We start from the raw sequence: 17,458 nt of genomic DNA on the forward strand, positions 1-17,458 counted from the left end.
CCGATCGCCTCGTATCGGCGCGGCCCGCTTCAGATGCTCTCCAGGGACTGTTCCGCCCAGATCGTCTTCCCGTTCTGACCGTAGCGACAGCCCCATCGGGTGGTGAGCTGGGCCACCAGGAACAGGCCGCGTCCTCCCTCGTCGGTGGTGCGGGCGCGTCTCAGGCGCGGCTGGGTACTGCTGGAGTCGGTTACCTCGTAGACCAGGACGTTGTGCCGGATGAGGCGCAGGCCCACCGGTGGCCGCCCGTACCGGATGGCGTTGGTCACCAGTTCACTGACGACGAGCTCGGCCGTGACCGCCAGGTGATCGAGCCCCCATGCGGCCAGCTGACGTGTCGTCGCCGCCCGCGCGTCGGAGACGGCCGCGGGGTCCGACGGGAACGTCCAGTGCGCCGTGTCCTCCGGTGGGATGACGCGGGTCCGGGCCAGCAACAGGGCCGCGTCGTCCCGCCGTTCCGGAGGTCCGAGTTCCGCGAGGAGACCCCGGCCGGTGTCGTTCAGCGGGCGATCGGGACGGCACGACGCGGCCAGCGCGTCGGTGAGCCGCCGTACGCCACGGTCCACGTCCTCGCCGTCCCGCTCGATCAGGCCGTCGGTGTAGAGGGCGAGCACGCTGCCCGGCTCGAGGTCGAAGGTCGCGGTCTCGTAGGGCACGCCGCCCACGGCGAGGGGCGGCCCCACGGAGACCGCCACGGGTTCGGCCCGCAGATCGGGTCGGACGACGATCGGCGGGGGGTGTCCCGCGCAGGCGAGGGTGCAGCGGCGCGCGACGGGGTCGTAGACCGCGTACAGGCAGGTGGCGCCGACGGCGTCGTCGTGTCCGGGCGGTGCCTCGGCGGCAAGGCGTTGGACCAGGTCGGCGATGTGAGCGAGCAGTTCGCCGGGTTCCGGTTCGAGGTCGGCGAGCGACTGGACCGCCGTACGCAGGCGTCCCATGGTCGCGGTCGCGTGCATACCGTGGCCGACCACGTCTCCGACCACGAGTGCCAGCCGGAGGGAGGGCAGGGGAATGGCGTCGAACCAGTCGCCGCCGATCTCGGCCCCGCCGCCTGCCGGCAGGTAGACGCCGGCCGTCTCGGCGGCCGGTGTGTCCGTCGTGGCCGGCGGGAGCAGCCGCTCCTGCAGGGCCAGAGCCGCGCGATGCTCTCGCGTGTAACGCCTGGCGTTGTCGATGGCGAGGGCGCCCCTGGACGCGATCTCCGACACCAGTTCCGTTTCCTGTTCGGTGAACGGGCCGCTTCGGTCGCCGCGCCACAACGTTATGTCCCCGAGCAGCAGTCCGCGGGCATGCAGGGGCGCGACCATCAGCGTGCGGAAGTCCTTGGGAAGAATGTGCTCCGCCAGCTGGGGATCCCCGAGGCCGGCGACGAACTCGTCACGATCGAAGATGATCGTCTCTCCTCTCTGGAGCCTGCGGAGTTTGGGATGGTCAGGGAACGGAGGAAGTGCGTCGCCGGGCTCCAAGCCCACGTCGAAAGCGCCGATCGGTGCTCTGGCGGCGTCACGCAGGTGGAGGTCACCTCCGCCCAGCCATTTGGCGGGTTCCTCGCCGTCGAAGACCGCCTGCGCGAGATCGACGCTTGCCAGGTATCCGAGGGCGGGTGCGAGCAGGTCCGCGATGCTCTGTGCCGTGCGGGTGATGTCCAGGGAGCGTCCGATGCGTGCGCCCGCCTGCCGGAGGACGTCCAGGTGGAGACGGGCCCGTCTTTCCTCCGTGGCGTCCCCGAAAACGACGACCACCCCGGTCGGCCGTCCTGCCGCGTCCTCCAGCCGGAAGGCCGTCAGGGACAGCAGCGGCTGACGTGCCGGCTCCCGCAGCCATTCCGTCGGCCGGTTCTCGAGAACCGCGGGCGAGCCGGTCCGCAGAACCTCCCGAAGCACTTCCTCGACGCCCTCGGCTTCGGACGCGGGCACTGTGTCGCGCAGGCGCTTGCCGAGGACCGCCTGGGGATCGCCGGGGAGCTCCGGACCGGCATTGGTGCGCACGACGGTCAGGTCCGTGTCGCAGAGCGCGATCCGGAACCGCTTCTGGGCGAAGAGCGTGCGCAGCAGCGAGACGCCCTGTTCGCTGTCCACTGCCTGGGGTTGCGGGGTTGCGAGGACGAGGAACTCCGGCGAGCCCGCCAGGCGGGTGACCCGGAAGGCTACGACGACCACGCCCCCTCCGCGGTGTCGCACCCGCACGCGCCCGGCCGCGGGCCACTTGTCGACCCCGTGCCCGGCGCGCGGGCTGTCGTGCAGGTCCGGCAGCAACTCCCGGACCGGCTGGCCGCAGACCTCCTCGGCGGCGAAACCCGTCAGGTGCACGGCTTCGTCGGTCCAGGACACGATCGTGCCGCGGTCGTCGATCACGGCGCCGGCCACCGCGTCGCAGGTGAACGACCGGGCGCTGACGAAGGTGGTTGATGCACTCATGGCATCCCTCAGGAAATAGAGCTCGATTCACACCATAATGCGCATCCGCGACTCCGGGCCTGCGGATGACCGGCGCCCGGGCGGCGCGGCCGCCAGGGTCGGGAGATCCGACTTGGTCGAACGACTTGCTCGGGGGACTAAGTCAGTATGATGCCGTCATGGCTCATGTGTCCGCGGCGGAGCGCCGCCCCCAGCTGATCAAAGCGGCGATCGACCTCATGACCCGCGAGGGCATCGCCGCCGGAAGCACCCGCGCCATCGCCGCCGAACTCGGCGTGGCGCAGGCGACGGTGCACTACACCTTCGGCACCAAGGAGGACCTCTACCGGTCCGTCATGGAGCAGATCACCCATGACCTGGTCGCACAGGTCGAGGAGTGGGCGCCCACGGACGCCGGTTTCGAGGAGTCCCTGGCCGCGCTGGCCGCGTCCCTGTGGCGCACCGTGCACCAGCAGCCGGCCAGCCACCAGTTGCTCAACGAGTTGAGCATGCTGGCACTGCGGACCCCGAGCCTGCACGAGGCCGCGACGAGTCACCACCGCGAGGTCACGGCCGTCACGGCGAAGATGATCGCCGTGGCGGCCGCGCGTACCGGCCGCGAGCTCGCCCTGCCGTCGGAGACCATCGCCAGGTTCTTCCTCGCCGGTTTCGACGGACTCATCATGCAACGCCTCTCCCTGCCCGACGAGGAGGCCGAGCAGACCTGTCTGCAGGCGCTGGTCTCGGCCGTCGTCGCCCTGGCCGGCGGCCGGCTCGATCCCGTGCCGGTGCCCACGACCTGACCGGGGCCCCGGCCGGAACACCGGGAGCCGGCACCCGTGAAGCGCCGAGGCCGCCGCCGTCATCCGACGGCGGCGGCCTCGCCTCGTACGGCTCAGGCCACCGGCGAGGTGGCAGGCTCACGGTCACCGGGGACCGAGTCACTGGCCACCGTCATCCTCAGCAGCGGCATGGAAGCGGCGAAGGTGCCGACCGCCAGGACCAGGCTCAGGACCCCGGCCCCCGCGCCGTCGAGGACCGCCCCCACGGCCAGGGGTCCGATGCCGGTGCCCAGCGCACCCGCGCCGCTGAGCGAGGCCACCAGTCGCCCGGTGGAGTCGATGAGCGCCGCGGCGGCGAGCGTCTGGACCAGGACCGCCAGCTGGCACGTCTGCCAGAGGACGGCCGCGACCGTGAACAGCACGGGGTCGTGCGTGAAGATCAGAAGCGCCATCGCCAGGGCCTGCGCGCCGACGAAGGCGGCCATCGACCGCCGCCGCCCGAAGCGCCGGGCGGCGGCCGGTCCGACCACCGCGCCGACGAGCGCCACGACGCTGGACACCGCGAGCACGGCCGACACGACGGAGTGCGACATGCCCGTGTGCTGCCGCCCGAGCACCGAGGCATAGGACCACGCGCCCTGGGTCACCGCCCAGAGGAGCGCGGTGCCGGCCAGCAGGCCCGCCGAGGGGCGGGCCGCCCGCTCGTCCGCGGTGCGGGTGGACATGGTCCCCTGCATGGCAGGCCCGTCCGGCAGCCGTCGTACCAGCGGCCAGGCGGCGAGGCAGCAGAGGGCCATGAGGAGGAACCCGGTGCCCTCCCCCACGTCGTGGTTGGCCTCGGGCACGGCCATGATCAGCAGGGCCGTCACGCCGACCACACCGGAGATGGTGACCGCGGACGCCTTGTCGGCGTCGTCGGTGGCGGCGAGCGCGGCCGTGGCCGCCGCGTAGACCGCCCCGAGCCCCGCGCCGAGAACCACGTTGGCCAGGATCAGCGTCGGCACGTCGGCCGCCGCCGTCGCCCCGAGAAAGCCGGCCGCCGCCAGGACGAGACCGAGCCGGGTCATCCGCACCCGGCCGGGCCCCGCGGCGCGCTTGGCCAGCAGCAGGGTCACGATCGCGGTCGCGGTCAGCTGGGTCGCGGCCACGAGGCCCGCCGTGGAGTCCGCCAGTGCGAACCGCGAGGCGAAGTCGTCGACGAAGACGGGCATCACGTTCGCTCCGCCGTTGCCCAGCGTCACGCCGGCGACGAGCGCCACCGCGACGGCGAAGGTGAGGGCGGCCGGGCCCGGGCGGGGGGCCGAGGGTGCAACAGACATGTGGTCCTCACGAGTTGGGGACATGGGAGGTCGGAGGTCCTGGAGGGGGTCGGCGGGCGGAGTGGTCAGCCCGCCCAGACGTCCTCCACGTAGTAGCCGGACTCGGTCAGGGCGCTCAGCCAGGCGCTCGCCTCCGCGTCCCCGGCGCCGGTGTACCTGCGGTAGACCGCCATGAACGCCTCCCGCACCGCGGGGGCCATGCGCCGGCCGTCGCCGCAGACGTAGACCCGCCCGCCGGCTTCCAGCGCCGCCCAGACCTCGGCGCTCTCCCTCGCGATGCGGTCCTGCACGAAGCGGGCGCCGTGCTCGGGGGCGCAGGAGAAGGCGGGCCGCATGCTGACGGCGCCCGCGGCCTCGGCCGCCTCGAACTCGTCGCGGTGCAGGTAGTCCACGTCGGGGTGGTCGCAGCCGAAGTAGCACAGGAGCGTTCCGGTGGACCGGGCGTGGTGGCGGTCGAGGACGGCGCCCCGGAATGGAGCCAGCCCCGTGCCTGCGCTGACCAGGATGACCGGCACGGACGGGTCGCGCGGAAGCCGGAAGTCCTCGTTGCAGGGCAGCACCCTGGCCTGGACGGTCTCGCCGGCCTTCACGGTCTGCAGGTAGTGCGAGGCGATGCCCCGGAAAGTGCCCTCGCCTGCGCGGTGGGGCGCGGCGAGCAGCGACACCATCAGGTCGACCTCACCGGGTGCCGCCTGGGCGGACGAGGAGATCGAGTAGTGGCGCGGGCGCAGCACCGGCAGCAGCTCCAGGAAGCGCTCGAACGGCAGCTCGCAGGCGCGGTGGCGCTCCAGCAGGTCCAGCACACTGTGTCCGGCGGCGGTCACCTCACCGTCGAAGGCTGCCGGGTCCGCCGCGGCCAGCGCGGCCAGCGGGCGTCGCTCCGGCGGGCAGGCCGTGTGTTCGGCGAGCACGGCCACCTGCTCCCGGGTGGCGGGGTCCTGCAGTTCCACGAAGTCGGTCAGCAGCCGGCGCAGGGTCAGCGGGCGGTCGACGGGCAGGGCGCCCCGGCTGCGGCGGCGGGCGCGCAGCCGGACGGTGCGGTCCAGGTCGAGGCCGAAGCGGTCGGCGACCCTGCGGACGAGGGCCTCCGGGTTGCTCGGCAGTACGGCGATGTGGTCGCCGGTGCGGTAGGTGACGCCCTCCGGCAGCCGCAGCGTCAGGAAGCGCTTGGAGCGGCCGAGTTCGTGGTTCATGTCGACCAGTTCGCGGGCTGCGAGGACCTCCATCGGCTGGACGCCGTGCCGTGCCGCGAGTCCGCCGATGACCGAGTCGTCCGCGTCCTCCAGTGCGTACAGTCCGTCGTCCGCGCCCCCTTCCGGCTCCGCCGCCCGCTCCGCCTCACCCGCGGTGCCGTACCGCTCCAGCAGCGCGGCCCACAGGTCGGCGGTCCACCGGTCCACCGTGCCGGCGAAGTCTCCGGAGGCGTCCGCGGCGCCCCGTTCCAGCAGCGGCGTGGCGCCGGCAGCGGTCAGGCGGTCGTCGATGAGGGTGGGGATGCGCTGGTAGGTGGCGGCCCAGTTGCGGTCGCCGACGCCGAGTACGGCGTACTGCATGCCGTCGAGCGAGCCGGGTTCGAGCCCTTCCAGCCGGCGGACGAACTCCGCCGCGTCGTCGGTGGGCCTGCCGTTGTAGGAGGCGGCCACGATGACGACCGGTCCGTCGGCGGCGGAGAGCCGGTCCACGGCGTCGTCGAGGGCGGCGGCCGTCGCGAGGAAGCCGTGCTCCTGGCCGTCCGCCGCCAGGTCGCGGGCGATGCCCGCGCAGGTGCCGAGGTTGGAGCCGTGCAGCACGGTCAGCGCGGTGCCGGTGGCACGCCGGACCGCGGGCCGGTCCCGGGCGTCGGGGTCGCTGCTCGGGGCGGCCGCGACCAGGCGGCGCTCACCGCTGGTGCGCCGGGCCAGTTCGAGGGTGAACTCGTCGGGCTTGATGGTGAGCGACTGCTTGATCTTCAGGTGGTAGTCGGAGTGGTCGACCAGGCGGTAGCGGTGGACCAGCAGACCCAGCAGCAGGGTCGCTTCGTGCAGGGCGAACTGGCGGCCGATGCAGGCGCGTTCACCGTTGCCGAACGGCTTGAACAGATGGATCGGGCGCGCCGCCTCCTGCTCGGGCGTGAACCGCTCGGGGTCGAAGAGCTCGACGTTCTCGCCCCAGGCGGGGTCGCGGTGCAGGGCCGGGGTGAGGATCATCAGCGTCTCGCCCTTGCGTACCCGGTATTTGCCGCCGATGACGGTGTCCTCGGTCGGCTCCACGGCGAAGGCGGGCGCCGTCGGCCACAGCCGCAGGCTCTCGGTGAGCACCTGGCGGATGTAGGTGAGCTTGCCGATGTCCCCGTACTCCGGCTCGGGGTTGTCGGTGTCGCCCCACAGGGAGTCCACCTCGGCCTGGGCCCGGGCCAGCACCTCGGGGTGCTTGGTCAGGTAGTACAGGGCGAACGACAGGGCCCCGCTGGTGGTCTCGTGACCGGCGATGAGGAACGTGATCACCTGGTGGCGGATGTTCACGTCGTCCAGCGGCTCTCCCGTCTCGAGGTCGCGGGTGTGCAGCATGCGGCCCAGCAGGTCGTCGGTGCTCGTGTCGCCGGAGGCCCTGCGCTGCCGGATCACCTCGTCGACGAGGTTCGTCATCAGCTCGGCGTCCTTGCGGAACTGGTCGGCCTGCTTCCACCGGAACAGCTCCGTGCCGGGGATCGACTCGCCCTTGGCCTGGGTGAAGGCCAGGGCACGTGACATCGCCTCGACGAAGGGGTGCGGCTCCGCGCGGCGGAACGACTCGAAGTCGTAGTCGAAGCCGCACAGCCCGATCGTGTCGAAGGTCAGCCGGGTCATGTCCTCGGGAACGTCCACGGAGTGCTGCCCGGCGGCCCGATCCCACTTGGCGAGGAGGGAGCGGGCGACCCGGAGCATGGTCGCGTGGTAGCCGCGCATCGCCCCGAGCGAGAAGGCCGGCATGAGGATGTCGTGCGCCCGGTGCCAGTTCGCCTCCTCGTTGAAGGCCGTGAACAGGCCGTCCCCGGCGATCTGGCGGATCTCGACCAGGTCCGGGTGCACGTTCTTGCGGAACCGGGTCACGTCCGACAGCTCGGCCACCAGGTCCGGGCCGCCGACGAGGACGGTCTCGGTCCCGAAGACCCGGACCCGGAACACCGGCCCGAGCTCCTTCGTCTCCTTCATCAGGTGGATGAGGCCGTCGGCGCCCTTCGGGATGCCGAGCGCGTGACCGAACAGGGGCAGCGCCGGGCGCTCGGGGATCGCCTGGAGGGCCTCGGTCGTCTCGACGAACGCGTGAGTCATGGGCGTGCCCTTTCGTTCCACATCTTCGTTCCACATCAGCAGTCGCTTGGTGATCAACATACAAGCGACATTGTCACTCGACAATGTCAGTCGATTGTGTTGATTGACACGGTCGACCGACAGAACCAAGTCGAGATGCGGAGCGTCCGGAACCGGAACACGCGAAAGCGGATCGCGGGCGCCGGTGGCACGGGGCCCGCACGGCCATGTCGTACGGCCGCCGCACCGACCGCGAGGACGCCTGACGGGAGGCCGGCTGCCGTCGCCGAGCAGTCGGCCACCGCTCCCTCCCGCTCGGCGGCCGACCGCGCCCGTCGCCGTCCACGGCTGCACCGCGGTCGCCAAGCTGATGACGGCATGGCGGGGAGGCCCGTGCTCGCGAAGTACGACGGGTCGATCGACGTCCGCGCGGGAGTTCGGTACGCCGGCGGCGGCGACGTCGTCAGCTCGGCCGGAGTGTCGGCCGGGATCGACAGGGCGGTCCACCTGGTCCAGCGGTCCACCTGGTCCGGCGATGCCGAGCGGTGCGAGCCGCCCCGGGCCGGGATCCGGTACGAACCACCCGGCGCCCGGCCCCGCGCGTCACGCCTCCGTCAGTTCGGGCTCCTGGGCCAGGGGCTGGGCCGCGTACGTGATGCGGACGACACCGTCCGCATGGCGTTCCGTATCGCCTCGGACACCGAAGACATCGCAGAGGAGATCCGGGGTAAGGACGTCCAGGACGGACCCCGCCACCACCGCGCCCTCGTGGAGGACGACCAGGTGGTCGCAGAGCCGGGCGGCCAGCTCGAGGTCGTGGAGGACCGCCGGGGTGGTGATGCCCGTGCTGCGGATCAGGTCCAGGAGCTCGAAGCGGGCGCGGATGTCGAGGTGGTTGGTGAGTTCGTCGAGGACCAGCAGCCGGGGCCGCTGGGCGAGGGCGCGGGCGAGCAGGACGCGTTGGCGTTCGCCGCCGGAGAGGGTGGTGTGGTCGCGGTCCGCGAAGGGGCCGACTCCGCAGCGGGCGACCGCCTCGGCCACGGCCTCGCGGTCCTCGGTGCCGTCCCGGCCCATCAGGCCGTGGTGGGGTGTGCGGCCCAGGGCGACGATCTCGGTGACGGTCAGTCCGGTCGTCGTACCGGCATCCTGGAGGACGGCCGCCGTGCGGCGGGCGGCGGTGCGCGCGGAGAGTTCCCACACGTCGTCGCCGCCCACCCGGACCACTCCGCCGGCGGGGCGCAGGGAGCGGTAGACCGTGCGGAGCAGGGTGGACTTGCCGCTGCCGTTGGGGCCGACGAGCCCGACGACGTCTCCCTCGGCGGCCTCCAGGGTGACTTCGCGAAGGATCGAATTGCGGTCCAGGGTCACGGCCAGCTGATCGACGGTCAGTTTCATACGGTGTCCGGGCCCTTGTTGCGGCGCAGCAGCCAGAGGAAGAAGGGGGCGCCCAGCAGGGCGGTGAGGATGCCGAGCGGGAGTTCGTCGGGGCGGGTGAGGGTGCGGGAGAGCAGGTCCACCAGGACCAGGTAGATCGCGCCCAGGAGGGCGGTCAGGGGCAGCAGGCGGCGGTGGCCGGCGCCCACGGTCAGGCGGATCAGGTGGGGAATCATCAGGCCGACGAAGCCCACCCCGCCCGCGACGGCGATGACCGTGCCGGTGAGCAGCGCGCTGATGACGAGGAGGACGGCCCGGAGCCGGTGGACGTCCACGCCGAGCGCGGTCGCGGACTCGTCGCCGGCCAGCAGGGCGTTGAGGCGCCGGCCGAACAGGGTCAGCAGCACCGTGCTGGTCAGGACGACGGCCGTGACGGTGGGCAGTTGGCTCCACTGGGCGCCCGCGACGCTGCCGAGCATCCAGAACATCACCGTCCGCAGCTCGGTGGGGGTGGCGAGCAGCTGGACGAAGCTGGTCATCGACAGCAGGACGTAGCCGACCGCCAAGCCGGCCAGGACCAGTCGGGTCGGGGCGAGCCGGCCGCCCCGCTGTCCCAGGGCGAAGACCAGCGCCCCGGCGGCGAGCGCGCCGACGAACGCCGCGCCCGAGACGCCGAGTCCGCCCAGCCCGGCGAGCGCGACGCCGCCGAGGGTGATGACCAGGACGGCGCCGAGCGAGGCGCCGTAGGAGAAGCCGAGGACGACGGGGTCGGCGAGGGGGTTGGAGACCAGGGTCTGCAACACCGCCCCGGCGACGGCCAGGCCCGCGCCGACCAGGGCGGCCAGGGCGACACGGGGTGCCCGGAAGGTCCATACGATCTGGTCCAGGGCGGGGTCGCCGGTGGCACCCTGCCCCGTGACGTGGTGCAGGAGGATCCGCCACACGTCGCCCACCGGGATGTTCACCGCGCCGATGCTCACCGCCACCACCATGACGGCGACGAGCACGACCGGCAGGACGACGAGTCCCGGCCCGCTCAGGGCTTTCGGCGTTTTCAGAACTTGTCGGGGTGCAGCATCTCGGCGATCTTCGCCACGGCCAGGTCGTTGCTCGGGCCGAGGTACATCGAGTCCGACAGCGCTGCGTACTTGTTGTTCTTCGCGGCCGGCCACTGGGGGAACTCCTTCAGCAGTTTCCTGGCGTAGGCCGCCGGGTTCGGGTCGTTGTAGCCGATGACGACGAGCGCGTCGACGTCGGTGGCGGCCACCTTCTCCTTGCTGAGGTCGGCGAAGGAGGTCTTGGAGGCGTTCTCGAAGGCGTTGGTGCCGCCGGCCTTGGCGAGGATGTCGTTGTAGATGCCCTTGGCGACGACCGAGCTGAAGTCGTTGCCGCCCATGGCCATGTTGGAGAAGAGGACCACGACCTTGGGCTGCTTCTCGCCCTCGACCTTGGCGGCGACCTCGGCGATGTGCTTCTCCGACGCGGTGACCAGCTTCTCGGCCTGGGCGCTCCGGTCGAAGATCTTCCCCATGTCGCGCAGCAGCGTGTAGCTGTCCGCGCTGGTCATCCTGGAGGTGTCCTGGTCGCAACCCCGGGGCGAGACACAGGTGTTGGCGCCGACCTGCTTGAGCTGGTCCCGGGTGGCGAAGCCGTTCTTCTCGTCGAAGCCGTAGGACGTCGTCGAGAGGACCAGGTCCGGGCGCAGCCCGATCATCGCCTCGCGGGGGATGTCGTAGGCGTCGTTGAGCCTGACGTCGCCGTTGGGCAGCTTCTTGATGGCGGCGGCGCGGCCCGCACATCTCGCGGATTCCAGCCCGGCACTTCTGGAAGAATCTCGAAGAACTCAGGCCCGGTATCGACTCCCTCCGTCTGTCTGCCGAGACCACGGCGGCCTGGAAGGAACGCGTCCGCACCAAGATCGACCGCAAGCGGCAGCCGGACGGCAGCTACACCACCAGCCTGCGGCTGAACTACATCGACCTGCTGGCCGCGGTCCGTGCCTTCTACCTCGACATCGCCCAGTGGGCCGTGGAAGAGCCGTCCCGCTGGGGGCCCTGGGCCGCACCCTGCCCGATCAAGGCGAACGAGGTCTCCCACCGGAAGCGCGAATCCCGGCGGAAGGCTCGGATGGATCAGCGGACCCGTGAACGTCTCCCCGTTCTGCCCGCTCTGGTCAGGACTGCCGCCGACGAACTCAAGAAGGCCCAGGAGAGGCTGGCAGCGGTCCAAGTGGCTGATCCGGGAACCACGTTCACGGTCCTGGGCGAGACGTTCACCAAGGCCCGGGGCAACCGCTGGAGCGACCCGGGCCAGATGACCATCGCCTTCGACACGGGCGGCAAGAGGAGGCGCTTGGGCGACGCAGAGCTCCGGGCCTTCTGGGCCTGGGCCTCAGTGGAATTCCTCCGCCTCACCGGCGTCCGCATCGAGGAAATGCTGGAGGTCAGCCACCACAGCATCGTCCAATACAAACTGCCGACCACCGGCGAGATCGTCCCCCTGCTGCAAATCGCCCCGTCGAAGACCGACGAGGAGCGGCTGCTGCTGGTCAGCCCGGAACTCGCAGACGTCTTAAGCACTATCGTCTGCCGGGCCCGCGACGAATCCGGCACGATCCCGCTCGTCGCCTCCTATGACCACGGCGAACGGGTCTGGAACCCGCCGATGCCGCTGCTGTTCCAGTGGTCCGGCGGCGGCCAGAACCGCGTGGTGTCGATGAGCACGATCCGCAAAGGGCTGGACGAGACCCTGGACGCGTCCGGGCTGACGGACAACACCGGGCAGCCCCTGCGCTATCAACCCCACGACTTCCGCAGGATCTTCGTCACCGATGCGATCATGAGCGGCCTGCCCCCGCACATCGCTCAGATCATCGTCGGGCACAAGAACATCTCCACCACGATGGGCTACAAGGCGGTCTACCCGACCGAGGCCATCGAGGCCCACCACGCGTTCATCGCCCGCCGTCGAACCCTGCGGCCGGGCATTCGGCACCGACTGCGTCCACGAACACGCCTGCTTATCCGAACTAGTCCAGACGGTCTGGCGGGGGCGGATCGCAGTCGAGTTGCTCAAAGTAGTGGGCAACAATCTCGGCGCCAGCGAGCATTGGGCGTGTCGCGCCGCCAACTCCGGTCGGCCTGTTCGCCCTTCAACCGGCGTCCGGAGACGGGGGGAGAATGCAGCACATGGATGACGCGTTCACACTCCTTCGGCAGGCCGTCGATCTGCTGCCGGAGGACGCAGCGGCAGAGAACGGCCAGACGGTCGGGGATGTGCGCGAGGACATCGGGCGCCAGGAGTGGGAGATGGTGCTCGGCGTTCTCATCGAGATCGGGGATGTCCATCCCGCGTCCGTTGACTTCTGGGAACTACTCGCCGAGGCCGCTTGGCAGATGATGCTCGACCGCAGCCGGCGTTGGTGCGAGTGGCGGGGCTGGGAAGTCCGACACGGCACCGTCCGGGCGACCCTGAGCCTGGTGGGTGCGGAGGAGGGCCGACGCCGGACTGCCTTTGCCGCAGACGGGCGGCTCCGGCCGATGTGGGACATCGGCAACCGCACCGCCGGCAGGGAGCGAGAACTGAACATCGCCCGATTGTGGGTGGAGTATGCGCAGGAGCTTGGCCCGGGAGAGACCGCCGACGTTCGGCTGGCTCCTCTGAGCCCCGAGCAGTGGAGGCACCTGAAGCCCGGCGATGTGATCACCATGTACGAAGCCCGACCTGTTGCCGGAACGGCCACCGTGATCGAGGTCCTGCCGCCGGGCGCCTGAGCTCATCTCGCGTCAGGCGGGCTCCGGCTGCAGCCAGGTGATCTTCGAAAACTGTCCGAGCTCAGATGGCGGGACCAGTACTGTTCCGACGTGATGAAGCCGGATGGGATGAAGCTGGGGAACGAAGCAGCGCGCCTTCTCGCCGTTGCGGACTGCTGTGAGATAGCGCCGGGGCTGAGCGAGATCGAGCTCCAGCGTATTGAGCAGGAGTACGGCATCGAGTTTGCCGACGACCACCGGGCTTTCCTGGCGTCGGGCTTGCCGGTCAGTCAGCCGCCCGAAGAGGGGGACACGTGGGAGAACCCGTGGCCGGACTGGCGCAACGGCGACCCCAAAGGACTCCGAGAGCGGCTTGAGTGGCCCGTGGAGGGCATTGCCCTGTCGGTCCGACACGGCTACTGGCATCCGAGCTGGGGGCAACGGCCGGAGGATGCCGACGAGGCCCTTCAGCAAGCTCAGACGCTGCTTGCTCGGGTCCCCAAGCTCGTTCCCATCTACGGGCATCGGTTCCTGCCTGCCGGCCATGGCTCCCATGGTCACCCGGTTCTCTCAGTGTGGGGCACCGACATCATCTGTTACGGCACTGACCTGGTCGACTACGTCAACCACGAGTTCGACGATTTCGACGCCCACACCCCCGACGACTGGCGCCCCCAGGCGACCGTCTCGTTCTGGCGGGATTTCCTGCCCAAGGCTTGATCTCGCGGCGCCAACCGTCCCGAAGTCGCGGTCGACTCACAACGGGCCTGCCGCGGTTGGTGGGGCTTCTGGTTCGTCCGGCGTTCCGGCGGTAGTCGGGCATGCCGAGGTGGACGGTGGACGGTTGCGCTGCACGGTCGCGCATTTCCTCCAGTTTCTGCGCGGCGGCGGCCAGGGTGGTCTCGATGGCGGCAACCTCGCCGAGCCAGCCCTGATCCTTTGCCTCTTGGAGGCGGTCGACGAGGTTGGCGTGGATCTCCTGGAGGCGTGGCATCTGGGCTGGATCCACGAGCAGTAGGGGGCATCTGACACAGGCGTTTTCATGCTGGCACGGGGTCGCATAATCGCGGCCGCAGGTCCCCAGGGCAACCTTGCGGAGTTCGAAGTGGGAGAGGAACTCGTCCCACTCGGTGGCGGTGAGCTCGCGGTACTCCTCGCTGGGCCGCTCGGTTCTGCGGCGGGCGATGAAGGCCCGGTGATGGGAGATCACGTCCTCCGGGTAGATCGCGGCATACCCCATGGTCGTATCTAAAGCGGTATGACCGCAGATCTTCGCGGCGATGTGCGGCGGCAGTCCGGAACGGATGGCGTCGGTCACGAAGATCCTTCTGAAGTCGTGGGGGCGCCATTCGAGCGGGTCGCCGGCCACGGTGATCTGGGCGGACTGCGAGGTCGCGACCAGGCACTCGCGGATGTAGCTACGGTTCAGCGGCCGGTCCTCGGTGCCGTACCTGCGTTGGAACAGGAACGGCATGGGCGGGCTCCAGGTCTGCTCGAACACGTCGTAGGCCGACACCAGCGGCAGGGCGGCGTTCCCGGCCCGTACCCGGAAGATAACCGCGGTCAGCACCTCCGCCAGCTCCGGGGAGACCAGCAGCAGCCGCTCGGCATCGGTCTTGGACGGGGCGACCTGCAGCATCGGCACCACCTCGCCGGTGGTGGGCAGGGTGTAGGCGATGAAGCTGTGGTGGGTGAGCTCCAGCATCTCCTCGATCCGGATGCCGGTGTGCCGCAGCACCTCCACTGTTGCCCAGGACCAGAACGCCGCCTCCTCCTCGTGGGTCAGGTTCCGCCGCCTGCCGGCGGCCACCTCGGTGACGTAGACGCGGCGGGCCTGTCCGGACCCGCAGCGTTCGAACTCCTCCCCGGCAACGAGGAACCGTCCACCGGCCGGCGTCGCGCGAGCCGCGGTGATGCGGGCCATGGTGTCCTTGCGCTGCCGGTCGACGGCGCGAAGCAGGGCGGGCAGCAGCGGCAGCTGGGTCCTGGTCCGCTGGTCCATCCGGGACTTCACCCCGGACCTGGATTTCTTCGTCGCGCACTCGTTCGCCTTGACCGGACACGGCGCCGCCCAAGGCGCCCACCGCGCCGGATCGTCGGCTGCCCAGCGGGCGATGTCCTGGTAGAACGCCCGGACGAACACCAGCTCGCCGCGGAAGTTCACCCGCGGCCGCACCGGGTGGCCCTGAGCGTCACGAATGTAGGCCAGGCGTTCCTTCCACGCCTGAGCGACCTCGGGCGCCAGCCGCAGCGAGTCGATGCCCGGATGGTGGATCTCCAGGTCGCGCCAGAACAACCGGCACAGTTTGCGGGCGATGGAACGCAGCGAGACGTGGTCGAGCTCGGGAGCCCGCTCGGTGAAGTACTCGACCAGCAGGTCACGGACAGCCCGGCACTCGATGCCGTACGCGTCGACGATCTGTTCGACGCTGCGGCGGCCCTCGATGCGAAGCGCCCGCAGCCGCAGCGGTGCGCTGGGCGGGAGCACGCCGGTCTCCTTGAGCAGGGCATAGAACAGCGGCCGGCCCGCGCTGCCCCGGAAGTGGTGTTCCTCCAGTGCGGCGGTCAGCTCGACGCAGTCGCCGACGGTGATGTCGCTGACCAGGCCGCCCTTGCGGATCACGATCCAGGTGAGTTTGTTCAGGGCGTCGGACCTTGCTGTGGGTGTCGCGTGCTGGGCCAGTTGTTCGAGCCGCTGGAAAGCATCGGGGTCGCTGGCGGCCCGGGACTCGGTGAGCATCACCGTCACGCGCTGCCGCAGCAGCCACCGGTAGCTGGGACGGATCGCCTGCCCGGCGACCAGGAGCACCAGTCCCGTGGCCAGTTCATCGCGCCAGTGGCCCTTGGGCGTGCCTCGTCCCTGCAGGGGCAGATCAGTCCACTCGAAGCCGGCGTCGTCCGCCCCGCTGTCCATCCAGCGATCCTGCCAGGTCTCTCCGGGCTGGCGTTCGAGCCAGTCCAGCAGCCTGCCCAGGCCCCGCCGCCGGGTCTTGTCGCGGGTCAGGCCCGCACCGGGGTCGGTGAACAATCCCAGCAACCGCTCGACCAGACTCTCCCGGCTCTGACGGGTCTGCCACCAGCTCGCTTCGCCGACTCGCGGTTCCCACTCCAGCGCTTTGTCTCCCTCAGGTGACTCGACGGCCCTGGCAACGCCGACGTTCGCGGTCGGGTTCACCGGCTTCCGCCGCCCGCAGCCGAGGTGCCGAACAGCGTGGCCAGCACCTCGGGGCGGTATCCCGGCGCCGGCGGGGCCGGCGGCTTGACCTGCTCGGCGCGCTGCCGTTCATGGTGGGCCAGGACGTGGGCGACGACCTCGTCGGGAGTGGGAGCGATATAGATTTCCGTGGTGGTGATGTGGGCATGTCCCATGACCCACTGCACGTCGGCGAGGGTCAGGTTCGGATCGCGGACCATCCTCTTGGCCGCGCTGTGCCGCAGATCGTGCAGGGTCCAGTTCGCGCCGAGCAACTGGTTGGCACGGGTGAAGACCATCCGCGCCGCGTCGTACTCCAGCGGGCGGAAGGGCCGTCGCATCGTCCACCACAGAGGCTTCGACGGGTGCTTGGGGACCATGCCGCGCAGTTCTTGCTGGTAGAGCCGCAGCCACACGAACGCGTCGGCGGAGGCCGGGAGATGCTGCAGGACCTGACTGCCCTTGCGGACCACGCCGATCGTCTGGTCCCCGGGCGCAACCAGACCCTGTGGGACACCCAGCAGCTCGGAGGCGCGGGCACCGGTCGAGATGTAGAACGCGATCAGAGCCCTGTCCCGGTTGTACTTCAACCCGGCGAACAGGTCGTTGAACGCCTGGTCAGGAATGGTCCGCGGGGTCGGCTTGGGCTCCTTGGGCTGATAGGTACCCCGGCGCGAGGGCCGCCGGAACGGCTGCATCGGGTTGTGATGCGCATTCGGACTCTCCTCGTCGGCAGTCCCTCCCTGGGGGAACGGGTTGATCAGCGGTCGGCCGTGGGTCTCGCGGTGGTACTCGTAGAACGAGCGGATCACCGCGCGAGCGTGCCGCCTGGTCCGAGCGGCATAGTTCTCGCCGGGTGCGGCCTTCCCAGTGACCGGGTTCACCGATCCCGGGGCGGGCGCGTCGGGACGGCGCTGCCGGGGCGGCTTCTTCGTGGTCTTCAGCCACAGTGCGAAGTCACGGGCCTCAACGCGGCTCGCCAGATGCCAGGGAACGTCCACGGCGCGTAAGAACCGGACCCACGCCAACAGCTCATAGGCGTAGGACCGCAGCGACATCGGACTCGCATCGTCGGCGAGCATGTGGTGCAGGAATTCACTGACCGCCGCCACCTCGGTGCCATCGGCGTCTACGAGCCGAAACGGCCTCAGCGGGTCATCGCTCTTCTCAACGCGGCCGACCCGGGCCACCTTCAGCACCGCCACGTCCCGGACCGTCGTGCTGTCCTCTGGCATCCATACCTCCACGGGCCGACCTACTCGACGGCACGCGATGAAACCAGATCCACCACCACACGCGCAGTCACGGCGACCCGCCAGCAGGAGCCGCAACTCCCCTGTCGTCACTATGCGTTGACCTCAAAGGGAGCCCAA

Annotated in this window: 11 protein-coding genes and 1 pseudogene; 4 read left to right on the plus strand and 8 right to left on the minus strand. The window is 70.4% G+C overall.

What is annotated here, in order from left to right; all coding sequences use genetic code 11:
* Positions 1 to 29: 29 nt before the first annotated feature.
* Positions 30 to 2,417, minus strand: coding sequence for a SpoIIE family protein phosphatase (locus tag ACFWPS_RS12360; RefSeq protein WP_383703906.1), 2,388 nt, complete (start codon positions 2,415 to 2,417; stop codon positions 30 to 32).
* A gap of 158 nt (positions 2,418 to 2,575) precedes the next feature.
* Between ACFWPS_RS12360 and ACFWPS_RS12365 the strand changes: the two genes are divergently transcribed.
* A complete protein-coding gene (locus ACFWPS_RS12365) occupies positions 2,576 to 3,199 on the plus strand; it encodes a TetR/AcrR family transcriptional regulator (RefSeq protein WP_383703908.1) in 624 nt (207 codons plus the stop codon).
* Positions 3,200 to 3,291: 92 nt separating this feature from the next.
* Here ACFWPS_RS12365 and ACFWPS_RS12370 read toward each other — a convergent pair whose 3' ends face one another.
* The 5 genes and pseudogenes from ACFWPS_RS12370 to ACFWPS_RS12390 all read right to left on the minus strand — a co-directional run.
* Entirely contained in the window at positions 3,292 to 4,497 is a 1,206-nt protein-coding gene (locus ACFWPS_RS12370) for an MFS transporter (RefSeq protein WP_383703910.1), read from the minus strand.
* A gap of 65 nt (positions 4,498 to 4,562) precedes the next feature.
* Entirely contained in the window at positions 4,563 to 7,787 is a 3,225-nt protein-coding gene (locus ACFWPS_RS12375) for a bifunctional cytochrome P450/NADPH--P450 reductase (RefSeq protein ID WP_383703912.1), read from the minus strand.
* 582 nt (positions 7,788 to 8,369) lie between these two features.
* On the minus strand, positions 8,370 to 9,161 hold the full coding sequence (locus ACFWPS_RS12380) for an ABC transporter ATP-binding protein (RefSeq protein ID WP_383703914.1): 792 nt from the start codon (positions 9,159 to 9,161) through the stop codon (positions 8,370 to 8,372).
* Entirely contained in the window at positions 9,158 to 10,132 is a 975-nt protein-coding gene (locus ACFWPS_RS12385; RefSeq protein ID WP_383704031.1) for a FecCD family ABC transporter permease, read from the minus strand. Before ACFWPS_RS12385 ends, ACFWPS_RS12380 begins: the two co-directional genes overlap by 4 nt.
* A gap of 62 nt (positions 10,133 to 10,194) precedes the next feature.
* Positions 10,195 to 10,932, minus strand: a pseudogene (locus ACFWPS_RS12390) (ABC transporter substrate-binding protein); the annotation flags it as partial.
* Positions 10,933 to 11,267: 335 nt separating this feature from the next.
* On the opposite strand from ACFWPS_RS12390, the gene ACFWPS_RS12395 reads away from it, so the two are divergent.
* From ACFWPS_RS12395 to ACFWPS_RS12405, 3 genes are all read left to right on the plus strand, one after another.
* Positions 11,268 to 12,539: a tyrosine-type recombinase/integrase gene (locus tag ACFWPS_RS12395; RefSeq protein WP_383703916.1), complete on the plus strand. Its 1,272-nt coding sequence runs from the start codon at positions 11,268 to 11,270 to the stop codon at positions 12,537 to 12,539.
* Positions 12,449 to 12,913 (plus strand): hypothetical protein, encoded by a 465-nt coding sequence (locus ACFWPS_RS12400; RefSeq protein WP_383703918.1) that lies wholly within the window; start codon positions 12,449 to 12,451, stop codon positions 12,911 to 12,913. Before ACFWPS_RS12395 ends, ACFWPS_RS12400 begins: the two co-directional genes overlap by 91 nt.
* A gap of 93 nt (positions 12,914 to 13,006) precedes the next feature.
* The gene (locus ACFWPS_RS12405; protein ID WP_383704034.1) at positions 13,007 to 13,612 is read left to right on the plus strand and encodes a hypothetical protein; all 606 of its coding nucleotides are present in this window, start codon (positions 13,007 to 13,009) and stop codon (positions 13,610 to 13,612) included.
* Here ACFWPS_RS12405 and ACFWPS_RS12410 read toward each other — a convergent pair.
* Positions 13,515 to 16,067 carry a tyrosine-type recombinase/integrase gene (locus ACFWPS_RS12410; protein ID WP_383703920.1) on the minus strand — a complete coding sequence of 851 codons (2,553 nt, stop codon included), beginning with the start codon at positions 16,065 to 16,067 and terminating at the stop codon, positions 13,515 to 13,517. The genes ACFWPS_RS12405 and ACFWPS_RS12410 overlap by 98 nt on opposite strands.
* Positions 16,064 to 17,290, minus strand: a complete 1,227-nt coding sequence (locus tag ACFWPS_RS12415) for a tyrosine-type recombinase/integrase (RefSeq protein ID WP_383703923.1) — start codon at positions 17,288 to 17,290, stop codon at positions 16,064 to 16,066. The genes ACFWPS_RS12410 and ACFWPS_RS12415 overlap by 4 nt, the downstream gene beginning before the upstream one ends.
* Positions 17,291 to 17,458 lie beyond the last annotated feature (168 nt).

This window comes from Streptomyces sp. NPDC058457 (genome assembly GCF_042720695.1).
Taxonomy (GTDB): domain Bacteria; phylum Actinomycetota; class Actinomycetes; order Streptomycetales; family Streptomycetaceae; genus Streptomyces.